The organism is Klebsiella sp. CTHL.F3a, assembly GCF_019890895.1.
In the GTDB taxonomy this organism is placed as follows: domain Bacteria; phylum Pseudomonadota; class Gammaproteobacteria; order Enterobacterales; family Enterobacteriaceae; genus Klebsiella; species Klebsiella grimontii.
The window spans coordinates 368785-381916 of sequence record NZ_CP082360.1; the positions used below are offsets into that span (position 1 = coordinate 368785).

At 56.2% G+C, this 13132-nt stretch carries 12 protein-coding genes; 6 read left to right on the forward strand and 6 right to left on the reverse strand.

The genetic code is table 11. The features are described from left to right. Window positions 1–26: 26 nt before the first annotated feature. From K7H21_RS01670 to K7H21_RS01685, 4 genes are all read right to left on the reverse strand, one after another. The gene (locus tag K7H21_RS01670) at window positions 27–1622 is read right to left on the reverse strand and encodes a UxaA family hydrolase (protein WP_223035530.1); all 1596 of its coding nucleotides are present in this window, start codon (window positions 1620–1622) and stop codon (window positions 27–29) included. Between the two features lie 33 nt (window positions 1623–1655). Then, on the reverse strand, window positions 1656–2966 hold the full coding sequence (locus K7H21_RS01675; protein ID WP_112165950.1) for an MFS transporter: 1311 nt from the start codon (window positions 2964–2966) through the stop codon (window positions 1656–1658). Window positions 2967–2984: 18 nt separating this feature from the next. Further along, entirely contained in the window at window positions 2985–3884 is a 900-nt protein-coding gene (locus K7H21_RS01680) for a dihydrodipicolinate synthase family protein (RefSeq protein WP_004126143.1), read from the reverse strand. 229 nt (window positions 3885–4113) lie between these two features. Next, the gene (locus K7H21_RS01685; protein WP_049115481.1) at window positions 4114–4881 is read right to left on the reverse strand and encodes an IclR family transcriptional regulator; all 768 of its coding nucleotides are present in this window, start codon (window positions 4879–4881) and stop codon (window positions 4114–4116) included. Window positions 4882–5152: 271 nt separating this feature from the next. On the opposite strand from K7H21_RS01685, the gene ugpB reads away from it, so the two are divergent. From ugpB to ugpQ, 5 genes are all read left to right on the forward strand, one after another. Then, the gene (ugpB, locus tag K7H21_RS01690; protein WP_004126137.1) at window positions 5153–6469 is read left to right on the forward strand and encodes a sn-glycerol-3-phosphate ABC transporter substrate-binding protein UgpB; all 1317 of its coding nucleotides are present in this window, start codon (window positions 5153–5155) and stop codon (window positions 6467–6469) included. A 128-nt stretch (window positions 6470–6597) separates the two neighbouring features. Beyond that, window positions 6598–7485 carry a sn-glycerol-3-phosphate ABC transporter permease UgpA gene (gene ugpA, locus K7H21_RS01695; RefSeq protein ID WP_004126134.1) on the forward strand — a complete coding sequence of 296 codons (888 nt, stop codon included), beginning with the start codon at window positions 6598–6600 and terminating at the stop codon, window positions 7483–7485. Continuing rightward, window positions 7482–8327: a sn-glycerol-3-phosphate ABC transporter permease UgpE gene (gene ugpE, locus K7H21_RS01700; protein WP_004116045.1), complete on the forward strand. Its 846-nt coding sequence runs from the start codon at window positions 7482–7484 to the stop codon at window positions 8325–8327. The genes ugpA and ugpE overlap by 4 nt, the downstream gene beginning before the upstream one ends. 1 nt (window position 8328) lies before the next feature. Continuing rightward, window positions 8329–9399 carry a sn-glycerol-3-phosphate import ATP-binding protein UgpC gene (locus K7H21_RS01705; protein ID WP_004126131.1) on the forward strand — a complete coding sequence of 357 codons (1071 nt, stop codon included), beginning with the start codon at window positions 8329–8331 and terminating at the stop codon, window positions 9397–9399. Then, the gene (gene ugpQ / locus K7H21_RS01710; protein WP_142470196.1) at window positions 9396–10136 is read left to right on the forward strand and encodes a glycerophosphodiester phosphodiesterase; all 741 of its coding nucleotides are present in this window, start codon (window positions 9396–9398) and stop codon (window positions 10134–10136) included. Before K7H21_RS01705 ends, ugpQ begins: the two co-directional genes overlap by 4 nt. 23 nt (window positions 10137–10159) lie before the next feature. Here ugpQ and K7H21_RS01715 read toward each other — a convergent pair whose 3' ends face one another. Then, complete coding sequence (locus K7H21_RS01715) at window positions 10160–10480, reverse strand: DUF2756 family protein (RefSeq protein WP_004126126.1); 321 nt, start codon at window positions 10478–10480, stop codon at window positions 10160–10162. Window positions 10481–10601: 121 nt separating this feature from the next. Here K7H21_RS01715 and ggt point away from each other — a divergent pair, with 121 nt between their 5' ends. Further along, entirely contained in the window at window positions 10602–12344 is a 1743-nt protein-coding gene (ggt, locus tag K7H21_RS01720; RefSeq protein WP_223035531.1) for a gamma-glutamyltransferase, read from the forward strand. Window positions 12345–12394: 50 nt separating this feature from the next. Here ggt and yhhY read toward each other — a convergent pair whose 3' ends face one another. Then, window positions 12395–12886 (reverse strand): N-acetyltransferase, encoded by a 492-nt coding sequence (gene yhhY / locus K7H21_RS01725; RefSeq protein WP_004126120.1) that lies wholly within the window; start codon window positions 12884–12886, stop codon window positions 12395–12397. Window positions 12887–13132 lie beyond the last annotated feature (246 nt).

Here is a 13132-nt window from a genome sequence, read left to right on the forward strand (position 1 = left end):
CGTCTGCCGGGCGTTTTGCTGGATCCCTACAGCTCCAGAGAGCGCTTCCACAACATAAAATCAAACTGTTCGAGCGCATCCGCTTTAGTGCGCCAGGTTCCGCTGGCGGTGGCGATGATTTTCTCAAACAGGCCGTCGGCGATATCCGCCAGCGGCGTACCTTCGATAATCGGCCCGCAGTCATAATCAATAATATCCGGCATCTTTTTTGCCAGCGCGGAGTTGGTTGAAACCTTAAGCACTGGAACGATAGGGTTCCCCGTCGGCGTACCTAACCCGGTTGAGAAGATCACCACATTGCATCCCGCCGCGACCAGGCCCGTTACCGCGTCCACATCGTTGCCCGGCGTGCAGACCAGCGAAAGGCCGCTTTCTCCCATCGGTTCGGCATAGTCGCATACCGCGCTTACCGGCGCCCTGCCGCCTTTTTTCGCCGCGCCGGCGGATTTGATGGCGTCAGTGATCAGCCCATCGGCAATGTTTCCCGGGCTGGGGTTATCGGCGATGGTGGTGCCGAAGAAGTTCGCGACATGCTCATAGTTTTTCATCAGCGACAGAAACTTCTCTTTCAGCTCGCGGGTCGCGCAGCGCTGAACGATATCCCCTTCCGCGCCGCACAGCTCCGGGAATTCCGCCAGCCCCGACGCGCCGCCGAGGGCGACAAGACGATCTGACACTTCGCCCATCGCCGGGTTTGCGCTGATCCCCGAGAAGCCGTCAGAGGCGCCGCACTTCACGCCGATTTTGAGGTGGGAGAGCGGGACGTCCTGCCGCTCGGCGACAGGGGCTTCGCGGATCGCGTTATAGGTTTCGGTCAACGCATCCTGCATCATTTTTTCTTCGCTACTCCAGTCCTGCTGCCTGAAGTAAATAATCGGTTTGCTGAAGTTCGGGTTACGCTTCGCCAGCGCGGCGTTGAAATCGACAATTCGCGCTTTTTCACAGCCCAGGGCAAAGACCGTCACCCCAAGAACGTTGGGATGATCGGAATAGGCGGCCAGCACGTCGCACATGGTCATGCTGTCCGAAGTGGCACCGCCGCAGCCGGAGTTGACGGTAATACAGCGGATGCCGTCAAGATGCGGGAAGGGTAGATGCTGGGTATCGTTTAAGGCCCCCGCCGAGGTCACCTGGCGAGCAAAATTTTTCAGGCCATTATTTGCGTAGCCGAGGGCATCGTTTAGCGCATCGGTGACGCGCTGAACGTTGCGGTTTTCACAGAATACCAGCGGAATGACCAGCCAGTAGTTCGCGGTGGCGACCCGGCCATCTTCGCGAACGATCCCCTTAAACGTCCGCTGCTGCCAGGCGGAAACATCCGGCTGCTGCCAGTCATAGGGCGCGACATCGTCAAGTGAAACCGGGGCCGCGTAGTGTTTGATATTCTCCGTGGTAATGGCTTCGCCGCGGGTAATAGGCCGCGTCGCTTTGCCGACCGGTACGCCGTACAGCGACACGATATCGCCGGGCGCAATATCCTCGGTGGCGAATTTATGTTTGGCTTTGACATCGCTACGCAGAATGTAGGCTTCATCGTTCCAGTTCACCTGCTGCTCTTTGCGCAAGTCCTGCAGCGCAACGATCAGGTTATCGGTAGGGTCAATTTTTAAGATGGTCTGCATGTTATTTATCCTTTGTTATACGCGCGTCAGGACTTAGTGGTGGGAGACCGCAACGCCGTTTGTCGCTTTTCTGCCCGCGAGGGCGGCAATCAGCAGCGCGCAGCAGACGGTGATGAGCGACAGGGCGACCAGACCCGCCGAATCGTTGCCAAAGAAGGCATCGACCTCAACGCGAATCAGCGGCGCGAGGAAGCTGCAAAATGCGCCCATGGTGGTGCAAAAGCCGATACTGGCGGCCAGCGCTGAGCCTGACACAATCTGCGCCGGGAAAGTCCAGAAGATAGGTTGCACGGAGAGGAAGCCGATGGCCGACAGCGAGAGCGCGGCAATGGCGAGTACCGGGCCGGACCAGGCGGAAACAAACAGCCCCAGCGCCGCCGCCAGCATACAGATGACCGAAATCAGGACCCGGCGGGCCGGCATTTTGTCCGCCAGACGCGGAATGTAATAGACGCCGACGGCGGAGCAGGCCCACGGAATGGCGGCGACCAGCGACTCCTTAAAGCCGAGCGTGGAGCCCATTAGCGAGGCGACTTGCGAAGGCAGGAAGAACATCAGCCCGTAAACGCTGATCTGGATGGTGCCGTAGATCAGCGCCAGGTGCCAGACTTTCAGGCTTTTCAGGGCAGTGCCGACGCTGCTGGTTTCCGTCTGCCGCTGCTCCTGCTGAAGCTGGGCAATCAGCGCCTTTTTCTCTTCGTCGTTGAGGAAGCGAGCTTTGGCCGGCGTATCGTCGAGCCAGAACCAGGCGAAGATCCCCATGATGACCGCCGGAATGCCTTCAATAAAGAACATCCAGAACCAGCCGGGTTTACCGAGGAAGCCGTGCATTTCCAGAAGCGCCCCGGAAATGGGTGAGCCTAAGGTTAACGCCAGCGGTACGCCGAGCACGAAGATACCGACGACGGAGGCGCGAACTTTATTGGGAAAGTAGATGGAGGCCAGCAGCAGGATACCGGGATAAAAACCGGCTTCGCCTAATCCTAGTAAAAATCGCAGGATGATAAACTGGGTTTCCGTCTGCACCAGTCCGGTGAGGGCAGAGAGTACGCCCCACAGCGCGGTGGTAATGCTTAGCCATTTCTGCGCGCCGATTTTATTCAGAATCAGGTTAGCGGGAATACCAAACAGCGCATAGGCGGCGAAAAAGATCCCCGCGCCGAGGGCAAAAGCGGAATTGGAGAGCCCAATATCCACCTGCATCGCCTCTTTGGCGAATCCCACGTTCACCCTGTCGATAAAGGCGATGAAGTACAAAATAAACATCAGCGGCACCAGGCGCTTCCATGATTTGGTAATCGCGGAATTGAGGGCCGGATTGTCGTAAGCTGTGATGGTTTTCATAATACCTCCACGTAGGGGTCAGGCATTAATTTCAATACCCGCACGGGAAAGTATCCGCAGAATACTTTCGGTCTGGCAGGTGGCGAGCGAGCTAAACGGTGGCGTGCAGCGGTCGGACTGAATAATTCCGCGCAGCTGTAATGCTTTTTTAAATGTTGGAATGAACGGATCGTTAATCGCGTAAATATCCATTAACCCATCCACTTTTTGCTGATACCGCGAAATTTGCTGCAAATCGTTATCGTTAAATGCCTGCATCCAGTCGCGGAATAGCTCAGGGCAAATATTGGATAACCCGCCAATACATCCATCGCCCCCCGCCAGAACATTGTGCGCGAAGTTATTGTCATAACCGGCATAGACTTCAAAATACGGCAGCTCAGATTTTACCTGGCGAATCACCTGCGACGTATGATTGGTGTCCGGAATAGTATCTTTAAGACCGATAATGTTTGGGAACTCTCTGGCGAGTCGTAAACAGACCTCCGGCGAGACGGAATAGCCGGTGCGCTCCGGAAAGTTATAGATGAATATTTTGGCGGCGGTGCGGCGAGCGATCTGGCTATAAAAGGTATAAATGCCTTCATCAGTCAGGCGGAAGTACCACGGGCTGATAATCATGACGCCATCCAGCCCGCACTCATCGGCGTAGTTTGCCAGCTCTACGCATTCGTCGATATCCATGCGGCTGGTTCCCGCATAGGCCTTTATTTCCTCGCGCGGGAACTCTGCCGCCATTTGAATTATCTGACGGGATGTTTTCATATCCAGCGAGAAAAACTCGCCGGTACTGCCCATGACGACAAATCCCGATACGCTGTTTTTAATGAAATCGTACAGGCGGAAATTTCCGTCAGGATCCAGCCTACCCTGCTCATCAAAAACCGTTATTGCCGGGGTGATGTAACGACTTTGCATATTTAACCTCTCCGTTTGTTCGTATATACAAACAGTGTTTGTATTTGCGATTGGGCATAAGTAAACACGCCATCGATGTGAAGTCAAATGGCGCAAAAGACGTACGGATAATTGATTAAATCAATGAATTGATGGGAAAATAGGCAGGATCGTCCGGCGCTACGGTGAATTATTAAATATCGGTATTGTGTGGGTAATCACAATTCCGCTGGCGCCGTTGGCGAATAAATCAGTAATTTTTGATATCCGGCAGCTTGTTCAGCACGCTCTCAATACGACCCTTTGCCTCTTTTAACGCGCGAATGACCTGCTGTGTTTTCTCATCGCTGGCGCGGAAGTAGGGCAAGGAGACGCTGATCGCCGCCAGAATGATGCCTTTCTGCAGCAGCGGCACCGCGAAGCAAATAGTGTCATCGTTGATTTCCCGATCGTCCATGGCATAACCGTTGACGGCGACCCGTTCCAGCTGCTGGCGAAGCTGAGCCATATTCGTCACGCTGCGGGCGGTAACGGAGGGAAAACCTTGCGGATAGAGCTCGAGAATCTCTTCGTCGCGGTGCTTATGCAGCAGCGCCTTGCCCAGCGCGGAGCAGATCGCCGGAAGACGCGTTCCTACCCTGGAGACCAGCTGCACGGTTTGGTCACCCTGGACTTTATCAACATAGAGCACCCAGGCGTCATCCAGAATGCCGAGCTGACAAACTTCATTGCATTCGTTGACCACCGCGTGCATTTCGCTATTGATCGTTTTCAGCCAGAACTCTTTTTCCACCGTTGAGCTGGCCAGCACCGCGCATGAGATCCCCAGCGTGTAAATACCGTTGCGATCGTCGTGGCTGATATATTTCCGGTACTGCAGTGATTTGAGGATCGGGAAAATGGTTCCCTTTGAAATATCCGTCTTGAACGATAGCTCGGAAAGCGTCATTCCGTCCGCGTTGGCTAAGGTTTCCAGAATGAGTAAAACGCGCTCGGTAGGTTTATGCAGCGTCTTCATATTTTTCCTTGTGACGGCTCGCCGGAGAGTGCTCTTTAACGAACCCTATTTAACTACAGATCCCTGATTATCTGTAGTCTGCGCGGGCGCTCTTTTTCGCTTTGCCATTTCCCTGCCACTTTTTTTTCACCGTTTCATCATGTTTTTGCCAATTTATTGTAATATTTTTGTAATGCAATAGTTATTTTTCTGTCATTCGAGCATGTCATGTTACCCCCGCGAACATAAAACGCGTGAAATCGCGCATCCGGAACAACAAGAGAGATAACCGATGATATCGTTACGACATACAGCTTTAGGACTGGCGCTCAGCCTGGCATTTGCCGGACAAGCCCTGGCGGTAACCACTATCCCGTTCTGGCATTCGATGGAAGGGGAGTTGGGGAAAGAAGTTGATTCACTGGCGCAACGTTTCAACGCTGCCAACCCGGACTACAAAATTGTTCCGGTGTACAAAGGCAACTATGAACAGAGCCTGAGCGCCGGCATCGCCGCCTTCCGTACCGGCAACGCGCCGGCTATTTTGCAGGTGTATGAGGTTGGCACCGCGACGATGATGGCCTCTAAGGCGATAAAGCCGGTCTATCAAGTGTTCAGCGATGCGGGCATTCAGTTTGATGAAACGCAGTTCGTGCCTACCGTCTCCGGTTATTACACCGACTCCAAAACCGGCCATCTGCTCTCCCAGCCGTTTAACAGCTCCACGCCGGTGCTGTACTACAACAAAGACGCCTTTAAAAAAGCCGGTTTAGACCCAGAGCAGCCGCCAAAAACCTGGCAGGATCTGGCGGCGTATACCGCGAAGTTGAAGGCCGCAGGGATGAAGTGCGGCTACGCCAGCGGCTGGCAGGGCTGGATCCAGATTGAAAACTTCAGCGCCTGGCACGGCCTGCCGGTGGCGACTAAAAACAACGGCTTCGACGGTACCGATGCGGTACTGGAGTTCAACAAGCCGGAGCAGGTGAAGCATGTCGCCCTGCTTGAAGAGCTGAACAAGAAAGGTGACTTCAGCTACTTCGGGCGTAAAGACGAATCCACCGAGAAGTTCTATAACGGCGACTGCGCCATTACCACCGCTTCCTCCGGCTCGCTGGCGGATATCCGTCAGTACGCGAAGTTCAACTATGGCGTAGGGATGATGCCGTACGACGCCGACGTGAAGGGCGCGCCGCAAAACGCCATTATCGGCGGGGCCAGCCTGTGGGTGATGCAGGGTAAAGACAAAGAAACCTATACCGGCGTCGCCAAATTCCTCGATTTCCTGACTAAGCCGGAAAACGCCGCCGAATGGCATCAGAAAACCGGCTATCTGCCGATTACCACCGCCGCCTATAACCTGACCCGTGAGCAGGGCTTCTATGATAAGAACCCCGGAGCGGATATCGCGACGCGCCAGATGCTGAACAAGCCGCCGCTGCCGTTCACCAAAGGTCTGCGCCTGGGCAATATGCCGCAGATTCGTACCATCGTGGATGAAGAGCTGGAAAGCGTATGGACCGGGAAGAAAACGCCTCAGCAGGCGCTGGACGCGGCCGTTGAGCGCGGTAATCAGCTGCTGCGCCGTTTTGAGCAGTCAACCAAGTCGTAATCTTATAGCCAGCCCCTCATCCTAACCCTCTCCCCGGCCGGGAGAGGGGACCGCCCGGAGCCGTTTTTTCACTCTTGTCCGTTTAGGGAGAGGGCCGGAATGAGGGGAAACCAACTCAGAGTTTAACTATGTCATCATCCCGTCCGGTGTTCCGCTCGCGTTGGCTGCCCTATGTGCTGGTCGCGCCGCAGCTGGTCATCACCGTCATCTTTTTTATCTGGCCCGCGGGCGAAGCGCTGTGGTATTCGCTGCAGAGCGTCGATCCTTTTGGGCTCTCCAGCCAGTTTGTCGGCCTGGATAACTTTTTAGCCCTCTTTCAGGACCCGTACTACCTGGACTCCTTCTGGACCACCATTAAGTTCAGTACGATGGTTACCGTCAGCGGTCTGCTGATCTCGCTGTTTTTCGCCGCGCTGGTGGATTACGTGGTGCGCGGCAGTCGCTTCTATCAGACGCTGATGCTGCTGCCTTATGCCGTTGCGCCCGCAGTCGCGGCGGTGCTATGGATCTTCTTGTTCAACCCGGGACGCGGGCTAATTACCCATCTCCTCGGCGAGATGGGCTACGATTGGAACCACGCGCAGAACAGCGGCCAGGCGATGTTCCTCGTGGTTTTCGCCTCGGTGTGGAAGCAGATTAGTTACAACTTCCTGTTCTTCTTCGCCGCGCTGCAATCTATTCCCCGCTCGCTGGTAGAAGCCGCCGCGATTGACGGCGCCGGTCCGGTTCGCCGCTTCTTCAGGCTGGCGCTGCCGCTGATCGCCCCGGTGAGCTTCTTCCTGCTGGTGGTGAACCTGGTATACGCCTTCTTCGATACCTTCCCGGTTATCGATGCCGCAACCGGCGGCGGGCCGGTTCAGGCGACGACAACGCTGATTTATAAGATCTATCGCGAAGGTTTTGCCGGGCTCGACCTTTCCGCTTCCGCCGCCCAGTCGGTGGTGCTGATGTTCCTCGTCATCATTCTGACGGTGGTGCAGTTCCGCTACGTTGAACGAAAGGTGCGCTACCAATGATTGAGAATCGACGCGGGCTGACGATTTTCAGCCACACCATGCTGATTTTAGGGATCGCGGTCATTCTGTTTCCGCTGTATGTCGCCTTTGTCGCGGCGACGCTGGACAGTAAAGCGGTCTTTGATACGCCGATGACGCTGATTCCCGGCGGCCATCTGCTCGAAAACATGAAATTTATCTGGGTGAACGGCGTAGGGGCCAATAGCGCGCCGTTCTGGCTAATGATGCTCAACAGCTTCATCATGGCCTTCGGCATCACGGTAGGCAAAATTACGGTCTCGATGCTCTCCGCTTTCGCCATCGTCTGGTTTCGTTTTCCGCTGCGTAACCTGTTCTTCTGGATGATTTTCATCACGCTGATGCTGCCGGTTGAGGTGCGTATTTTCCCGACGGTGGAAGTGATCGCCAACCTGAAAATGCTCGACAGCTATGCCGGGCTCACGCTGCCGCTGATGGCCTCGGCGACCGCGACCTTCCTGTTCCGCCAGTTTTTTATGACCCTGCCGGACGAGCTGATAGAGGCCGCACGTATCGACGGCGCATCGCCGATGCGCTTCTTCCGCGACATCGTGCTGCCGCTGTCGAAAACCAACCTGGCGGCGCTGTTCGTCATCACCTTTATCTACGGCTGGAACCAGTATCTGTGGCCGCTGCTGATCATTACCGACGTGAATCTCGGCACGGCGGTCGCGGGCATCAAAGGGATGATCGCCATCGGCCAGGGCACCACGCAGTGGAATCAGGTGATGGCGGCGATGCTGCTCACGCTGATTCCTCCGGTTGTCATCGTTTTAGCCATGCAGCGCGCGTTTGTGCGTGGTCTAGTGGATAGTGAGAAATAAAATGGCAGGACTTAAGCTACAGGCAGTAACCAAAAGCTGGGATGGCAAAACCCAGGTGATCCAACCGCTGACGCTGGACGTCGCGGACGGCGAATTTATTGTGATGGTGGGCCCCTCGGGCTGCGGAAAATCAACCCTGCTGCGCATGGTAGCGGGCCTGGAACGGGTCACCAGCGGCGATATCTGGATTGACCGCAAGCGCGTCACCGAAATGGAGCCGAAAGACCGCGGCATTGCGATGGTGTTTCAGAACTACGCCCTCTATCCGCATATGAGCGTGGAAGAGAATATGGCGTGGGGCCTGAAAATTCGCGGTTTAGGTAAAGGATTAATTGCTGAGCGCGTCCAGGAAGCGGCGCGCATTCTGGAGCTGGACGGCCTGCTGAAGCGCCGTCCGCGCGAACTCTCCGGCGGCCAGCGTCAGCGCGTGGCGATGGGGCGGGCTATCGTGCGCGACCCGGCGGTATTTCTGTTTGATGAGCCGCTCTCCAACCTCGATGCCAAACTGCGCGTGCAGATGCGTCTTGAGCTGCAGCACCTGCATCGTCGGCTGAAAACCACCTCGCTGTACGTGACCCACGATCAGGTGGAGGCGATGACCCTCGCGCAGCGGGTGATGGTGATGAATAAAGGCGTCGCCGAGCAGATTGGCACACCGGTCGAGGTGTACGAAAAGCCAGCCAGCCGCTTTGTCGCGAGCTTTATCGGCAGTCCGGCAATGAACCTGCTGGAAGGCCGGGTCAGCGACGACGGTAGCCGCTTCGAGCTTGCGGGTGGGATGCTTTTACCGATCAACAGCGAGCATCGCCGCTACGCCGGGCGTAAGATGACGCTGGGTATCCGTCCGGAACATTTTGCATTAAGCTCCCAGGCGGAAGGTGGCGTACCGCTGGTGATGGATACGCTGGAAATTTTAGGCGCCGACAACCTCGCCCACGGGCGCTGGGGCGAGCAGAAGCTGGTGGTCCGGCTGCCGCACCAGCAGCGACCGCAGGCGGGCAGTACCCTGTGGCTGCATCTGCCGCAGGAAAGTCTGCACCTTTTTGATAGTGAAACAGGACAACGCGCATGAGTCACTGGCCTTATCCTCATATCGTCGCCCACCGCGGCGGCGGTAAACTGGCCCCGGAAAATACCCTGGCGGCTATCGATACTGGCGCTCGTTACGGCCATACGATGATTGAGTTTGACGCTAAGTTATCGAAAGACGGGCAGATTTTTTTACTGCACGATGACAATCTCGAACGCACCAGCAACGGCTGGGGCGTGGCGGGTGAATTGGCGTGGAACGATCTGCTGAAAGTGGATGCCGGCAGCTGGTATAGCGGCGAGTTCAAAGGCGAGCCGCTGCCGCTGCTGAGCGAGGTCGCGGACCGCTGCCGTCAGCACGGTATGAAGGCGAATATCGAAATCAAACCGACAACCGGTACCGGTCCGCTGACCGGTAAAGCGGTAGCGCTGGCGGCGCGTGAGCTGTGGCAGGGCATGACCCCGCCGCTGCTCTCGTCGTTTGAAATCGATGCCCTGGAAGCCGCGCAGGAAGCCGCCCCCGAGCTGCCGCGAGGGCTGCTGCTGGATGAGTGGCGCAACGACTGGCGCGAACTAACCGCGCGCCTCGGCTGTGTCTCTATTCATCTCAACCATAAGCTGCTGGATGAAGCGCGCGTGGCGAGCCTGAGGGCCGCGGGTCTGCATATTCTGGTGTATACCGTTAACAAACCGCAGCGCGCCGCCGAGCTGCTGCGTTGGGGCGTGGACAGCATCTGCACCGATGCGATTGACGTCATCGGTCCCAACTTCCCGGGGTAATCTGCACCTGCGCCAGGCGGCCCTTACGGGGTCGTCTGGCGTTGCAGCATTCCACCGTTGGTGTTTGGCAGAGGCTGCTGCCGGTTCAGGTTGTCATTCTGCTGTACCCGCAGCCGGTCGTTATTCAACTGCGTCTGAAGATGCTGCTGCTGCGCGCGCGACTGGCTTTGAATACCCTGCTTAAGATTGTTTTGCTGCTGCATTTGCTGGGTTTGCATCTGATTTTGCATTCGCTGCTGGCTGGGCACCACGTACCCCGGCTGATTGGGGTTATTGTCGATATTGATTGGCTGCGCCAGAGCGCTCAGCGGCAGCAGCGCCGCCAGATATAACATAGCTTTCATTGTTCTCTCCTCCCTTTCATGGGATCTCTTAAGTTTACCCTCTTTCCGGCACAACAATGATTTTTTAAGACTTATCATCCAGGATTATGGGTAAATAAAAACATCATTCAGGAGTATGACAATGATAAAAACAACGCTCTGGCGTCAGGTGGTCATCGCTGCGTTGCTGGCGGGCGGCAGTTTTAGCGTCGCGGCAAATCCCGCTCCTCCGCCTGTGTCTTATGGTGTAGAGGAAGATGTTTTTCATCCGGTCCGCGCGCAGCAGGGGATGGTGGCCTCGGTGGACGCGCTGGCAACGAAGGTAGGCGTGGATATTCTGCGTCAGGGCGGCAACGCGGTGGATGCCGCCGTGGCGGTGGGCTACGCGCTGGCGGTCACCCATCCGCAGGCCGGTAATATCGGCGGCGGCGGCTTTATGATGCTGCGAACCAAAGATGGCAATACCACGGCGATCGACTTCCGCGAGATGGCGCCGGAACAGGCTACCCGGGATATGTTTCTCGACGATCAGGGCAACCCGGACAGTAAGAAATCGCTGACCTCGCATCTGGCTTCCGGTACCCCGGGCACCGTCGCCGGCTTCTCCCTTGCGCTGGAAAAATACGGCACGATGCCGCTCAACAAAGTGATTCGCCCGGCGATTAAGCTGGCCGAAGAGGGCTTCACGGTCAACGATGCGCTGGCCGACGATCTGAAAACCTACGGTAGCGAAGTGATCCCCGACCATGCCAACAGCCGGGCTATCTTCTGGAAAAACGGCGAGCCCCTGAAAAAGGGCGATAAGCTGGTGCAAAAACAGCTGGGTAAAAGCCTGGAACTGATTGCCGAGCTGGGACCGGACGCGTTCTATAAAGGCGCGATTGCCGACCAGATTGCCGCTGAGATGAAGAATCACGGCGGGCTTATCACCAAAGCGGACCTGGCGAATTACAAAGCGGTCGAACGTACGCCGGTGAGCGGCGAGTATCGCGGCTATCAGGTGTTCTCGATGCCGCCGCCTTCATCCGGCGGCATTCATATCGTGCAGATCCTGAATATTCTGGAAAACTTCGATATACATAAGTACGGCTTCGGCAGCGCCGATGCCATGCAGGTGATGGCGGAAGCCGAAAAGCACGCCTATGCTGACCGCTCGGAATACCTTGGCGATCCGGACTTCGTCAAAGTGCCGTGTCAGGCGCTGACCAGCAAAGCATACGCCAAATCAATTGCTGAACAGATTGATATCAATAAAGCGAAGCCGTCGAGCCAGATCCGCCCCGGCAAGCTGGCGCCGTATGAAAGCAACCAGACCACCCATTTCTCGGTGGTGGATAAAGACGGTAACGCCGTTGCGGTGACCTATACGCTGAATACGACCTTTGGCACCGGCATCGTGGCGGGGAACTCCGGCATTCTGCTGAATAATCAGATGGATGATTTCTCGGCTAAACCCGGCGTGCCGAACGTCTACGGGCTGGTGGGCGGTGACGCCAACGCCGTCGAGCCGAAAAAGCGTCCGCTGTCGTCGATGTCGCCAACGATTGTGGTGAAAGATGGCAAAACCTGGCTGGTGACCGGTAGCCCCGGCGGCAGCCGCATTATCACTACCGTACTGCAGATGGTGGTGAATACCATCGATTTCGGAATGAACGTCGCGGAAGCCACCAACGCCCCGCGCTTCCATCATCAATGGTTGCCGGATGAACTGCGGGTGGAGAAGGGATTCAGCCCGGATACGCTGAAGCTGCTGGAGAGTAAAGGGCAGAAAGTGGCGGTGAAAGAGGCGATGGGCAGCACCCAGAGTATTATGGTTGGCCCGGACGGCACGCTGTACGGCGCATCCGATCCGCGTTCCCCGGATGATTTAACGGCAGGGTATTAGGTGTACCCTTACTCCGACCCTCTCCCTGCCGGGAGAGGGTTAGTTGAGCATTATCCCTTCAGCCGCGCCATAAAGTAGGCATCGACATATTCGCCGTTGCGCAGGGCATACTTTCTCCCCGTCCCTTCAATTTCAAAGCCTAATTTCTGATACACCGCCACCGCGGGAGCGTTATCCACAAACACCGTCAACTCAATACGGTCAACGCGCAGCCAGTTGTCGCACATGTCGATCATGGTGCGAATCAGCTCACTGGCAACGCCGCGATTGTGCCATCGTGAATCCACGCAAATGCCGAAATCGGCGACGTGGCTCCGGCGCGGGCGCTGGATAACCTCAATGGCGAGGTGTCCCACGACCTGGTCATCTATGCTGGCGACCAGCTGTTTGACGCCCGGTCGGTCGGTTAGTCGCTCGTGCCACATATGGCTGGAAGGATGAGGAACCTGTAGCGTATTGTGATATACCTCCGGCTGAGCATGGATCTGACGGATTGCGTCGTAATCTTTGGCTTCGGCATGGCGTATCACGATGTCGCTCATTCTTCATTTTCCTTTTTAGGTTAAGTGTCCCTTTAAAGATCACTGACTTTAAAAAAGGGATCAACGCCTATTTTTTGCAAAAAGGAGTAGACAAGTGCGAATGAGAATGATTATTATTGCTCTGCATTCAGGGAGACCCTTGCGGAAAGCCTGAAAGCACGACATTGCTCACATTGCTTCCAGTATTACTTTAGCCAGCCGGGTGCTGGCTTTTTTTTTGCTTTTTTCCGCCGCACCCGGATGGCT

What these genes read in the sequence shown, in the direction of transcription:
- K7H21_RS01670 (WP_223035530.1), bottom strand. Translation starts at nt 1,622, where the DNA reads ATGCAGACCATCTTAAAAATTGACCCTACCGATAACCTGATCGTTGCG.
- K7H21_RS01675 (WP_112165950.1), bottom strand. Translation starts at nt 2,966, where the DNA reads ATGAAAACCATCACAGCTTACGACAATCCGGCCCTCAATTCCGCGATT.
- K7H21_RS01680 (WP_004126143.1), bottom strand. Translation starts at nt 3,884, where the DNA reads ATGCAAAGTCGTTACATCACCCCGGCAATAACGGTTTTTGATGAGCAG.
- K7H21_RS01685 (WP_049115481.1), bottom strand. Translation starts at nt 4,881, where the DNA reads ATGAAGACGCTGCATAAACCTACCGAGCGCGTTTTACTCATTCTGGAA.
- ugpB (WP_004126137.1), top strand. Translation starts at nt 5,153, where the DNA reads ATGATATCGTTACGACATACAGCTTTAGGACTGGCGCTCAGCCTGGCA.
- ugpA (WP_004126134.1), top strand. Translation starts at nt 6,598, where the DNA reads ATGTCATCATCCCGTCCGGTGTTCCGCTCGCGTTGGCTGCCCTATGTG.
- ugpE (WP_004116045.1), top strand. Translation starts at nt 7,482, where the DNA reads ATGATTGAGAATCGACGCGGGCTGACGATTTTCAGCCACACCATGCTG.
- K7H21_RS01705 (WP_004126131.1), top strand. Translation starts at nt 8,329, where the DNA reads ATGGCAGGACTTAAGCTACAGGCAGTAACCAAAAGCTGGGATGGCAAA.
- ugpQ (WP_142470196.1), top strand. Translation starts at nt 9,396, where the DNA reads ATGAGTCACTGGCCTTATCCTCATATCGTCGCCCACCGCGGCGGCGGT.
- K7H21_RS01715 (WP_004126126.1), bottom strand. Translation starts at nt 10,480, where the DNA reads ATGAAAGCTATGTTATATCTGGCGGCGCTGCTGCCGCTGAGCGCTCTG.
- ggt (WP_223035531.1), top strand. Translation starts at nt 10,602, where the DNA reads ATGATAAAAACAACGCTCTGGCGTCAGGTGGTCATCGCTGCGTTGCTG.
- yhhY (WP_004126120.1), bottom strand. Translation starts at nt 12,886, where the DNA reads ATGAGCGACATCGTGATACGCCATGCCGAAGCCAAAGATTACGACGCA.